At 66.7% G+C, this 2,996-nt stretch carries 2 protein-coding genes; one reads left to right on the top strand and one right to left on the bottom strand.

Annotated features, from left to right (window positions below; all coding sequences use genetic code 11):
• On the bottom strand, nt 1–1,119 hold a 1,119-nt coding region (locus VGD20_RS18065), incomplete at its 3' end, for a penicillin acylase family protein (protein WP_331135767.1).
• 156 nt (nt 1,120–1,275) lie between these two features.
• Here VGD20_RS18065 and VGD20_RS18060 point away from each other — a divergent pair.
• Nucleotides 1,276–2,841 carry a leucyl aminopeptidase gene (locus VGD20_RS18060; RefSeq protein WP_331135766.1) on the top strand — a complete coding sequence of 522 codons (1,566 nt, stop codon included), beginning with the start codon at nt 1,276–1,278 and terminating at the stop codon, nt 2,839–2,841.
• Nucleotides 2,842–2,996 lie beyond the last annotated feature (155 nt).

Here is a 2,996-nt window from a genome sequence, read left to right as displayed (position 1 = left end):
CTTGTTCAGCCGGTAATATTGGGTGCCCATATTCGCCTGATCGATCCCCGCATAGCGGCTCGCGAAGGCGCCCTTTTCATTCTTCACCACAGGCCCGTGGACCGAGCGATAGACGGTGCGCGGCACGGGCAGGACGAACGGGCCGACCTTGACCTTCAGCCAGATACGCTTTTCCTCGAGCGGGCGCCACGCACCATCGAAGCGGTAATTTTTGCCGCTCTCGTCGAGCGTGAGCTTGTAGACGTCGATCAGGTCGGGCCGGTTCACCGTATTGGTCCAGCCGAGATATTTGTTATGTCCGAGGAAGGGATAGGGCGAGCCGGGGAAGTTCGCGCCCGCGAAGTCCCAGCCCTCTTCCGAATGGACGACGAGTTCGTACCAGGCGACCCCGCCGGTCCACGGCTGGTGCGAATTCGACACGAGCCGCGTCGCACCGTCGGTCGACCGCGCCGGCGCAACCGCCATGCCGTTCGATCCGTTATCGGCTGGGTCGGTGCCGACCGGGGTCAGCTCGCGCGGGACCAGCTTGCCCGCCTTGTCGAGCGCAGGGCCGCCCTCGCGGCCGAGCGGCTTGTCCTCGACGAGCGATCCCAGCACCGAATCGAGCCCGAAGAAAAAGGGCGACCGCAGTACGAAGCCCGCAACGACGTCCTCACCGCTGACCGGGAACAGCCCCGACAGGCGCACCTCGTCCGGATGCTTGTCGGCATAATGGTTGAGCCCCGCCGCATAGGCCGTGAAAAGCTTTTTCACATCCTCGGGCAGCCGCGGCCAATCGCGCTTCGTCGTCGCCCGGACATCGAGCAGCGCCTCGGCATAATCGACCTTCGCACCATCCTCGCCGAGCATCGCACCGGCGCGGCCGCGCGTCATCGCGAGCACTTCCTGCAAGGTCGAGAAGTCATCCTCGGCATGGGCATAGGCGACGCCGTAAGCGACGTCGGCGTCGGTGCGCCCGAAGATATGCGGCACGCCGAACTTGTCGCGCGCGATGCGAACGTCGGTGGGCTTGAAGGCGGGCGCGGCGGGCGCTTCGGCGGTCAGCGGCTCCCAGAGCGCGAGCGAAGCGGCGGTGAGCAGCAGCAGCAGCAAGAACCCCAGCAAAATCCGTCGCAGCATCGTTGGTCCTCTTTCGCACCTGGTCCGGCGCATCTGTGGCGGCCATGTCGTCCGATGGCAAGCAACTGTCGTTCGTCGAGGCGGATTTGCGGGCGTGGGACACATGGCTATGCAAGGTGCAGGTCATTGAACAACGGGGAATATCGAACCATGCGCATGAAAATCCTGCTCCTTTCCGCCTGCCTGTCGCTCGGCGTCGCACCCGCCGCGCTGGCGCAGACCGTCGCAGGATCGGGCGTCGTTCCCGCGACCGCGGCGAACAGCGCCGAGCGGGCGATCGGCTTTGCGGCGAGCGCCCCGGCCGGCGCCGCGCTCGTCGTCGTGATGACCGACGCCACGCTCCCGCCGCTCGACGGGGTCGCGCTGACCGCCGCCGAACGCCAGGCGGTCACGGCGGCGATTGCGGCCGCAAGCTTCGACGGCAAGGCCGGCACGACATTGTCGCTGCGCGGTATCGGAGCGCATGCCCGCATCCTGCTCGTCGGCACGGGCGCGGCACCCGCTTCGCTCGTGCTCGCCGAAGCCGGCGGCAAGGCGGCGCAGGAGCTGAAGAGCGAAGCGCAGCCGGTGACGATCGCAGGCGCCTTCGGCGACGGCGCGGCCGCCGACGTGGCTTATGGCTTCGCGCTCGGCCAATATCGCTTCGACCGCTACAAGACCGTCGACAAAAAGGCGCCGCCCACTGGCGCGGTGACGCTCGTCGGCGCCAATCCCTCAGCTGCCGAAGCCGCTTTCGCGAACCGCTGGAAGCCGCTCGCCGAAGGCGTGCGCCTGTCGCGCGACCTCGCAAACGAACCCGCAAACGTCATCTATCCCGAAAGCTTCGTCGCGCGCGTCCGCGAAGCCTTTGCCGGAACTGCCGGGGTCAGCATCGAAGTGCTCGACGAGGCCGCGATGCGCAAACTCGGCATGGGCACGCTCGTCGGCGTCGGGCAGGGCAGCCCGCGCGGCTCGCGCCTGCTCGCGGTGCGCTATCGCGGCGCGGGCGCGCCCGACGCGCCGGTCGCCTTCATCGGCAAGGGCATTACGTTCGATTCGGGCGGCATTTCGCTCAAGCCCGGCGCGGGCATGTGGGATATGAAGGGTGATATGTCGGGTGCCGCCTCGGTTGTCGGTGCCGCGCTGTCGCTCGCCAAATCCAGGGCGCCGGTGCATGTCGTCGCCGTCGCCGCGCTCGCCGAGAATATGCCCGACGGCAATGCCCAGCGACCCGGCGACATCACCCGCACCATGTCGGGCAAGACGATCGAGATGCTCAACAGCGACGCCGAGGGCCGCCTCGTCCTCGCCGACGCCAACGAATATATCGCCGCCAGCTACAAGCCGCGCGCAATCGTCAATATCGCGACGCTCACCGGTTCGATCGTCGGCGCGCTCGACGACCAATATGCCGGTTTGTTCGCCCGCGACGAAAAGCTCGCCGCCGCGCTGCTCGCCGCTGGGACCGCGAGCGGCGAGGAACTCTGGCGCATGCCGCTCCACAAAAATTACGCCGAGAAGCTGAAGTCGGACATCGCCGATATCCGCAATATCGCCCCGAGCCAGGGCCCGGGCGCGAGCCTCGGCGCCCATGTCATCGGCTTTTTCGTCGACGAAGCGACCCCATGGGCGCACCTCGACATCGCCGGGGTCAATCAGGCCGACAAGGCGACCGCGCTCGTTCCCAAGGGCATGAGCGGGTTCGGCGTGCGGCTGCTCGATCAGTTGGCGCGCAGCGAATAGAGTATTGCGGAACCTCGGATGGCCCCTTGTGTTGCACAATAGCAACACTATCTTGCTCGGCGAGAAAGGGGCTTTCTGAATGATCCTCGAGAAATTTACCGACCGCGCCAAAGGCTTCCTTCAGGCGGCGCAGACGATCGCGATCCGCATGAACC

It is taken from the genome of Sphingopyxis sp., assembly GCF_036402335.1.
Classification (GTDB): domain Bacteria; phylum Pseudomonadota; class Alphaproteobacteria; order Sphingomonadales; family Sphingomonadaceae; genus Sphingopyxis.
This window is presented reverse-complemented; position numbering and strand designations above follow the sequence as displayed.

Excerpts from the sequence above, each read along its gene's own strand:
- VGD20_RS18060 (WP_331135766.1), top strand. The coding sequence starts at position 1,276 with ATGAAAATCCTGCTCCTTTCCGCCTGCCTGTCGCTCGGCGTCGCACCC.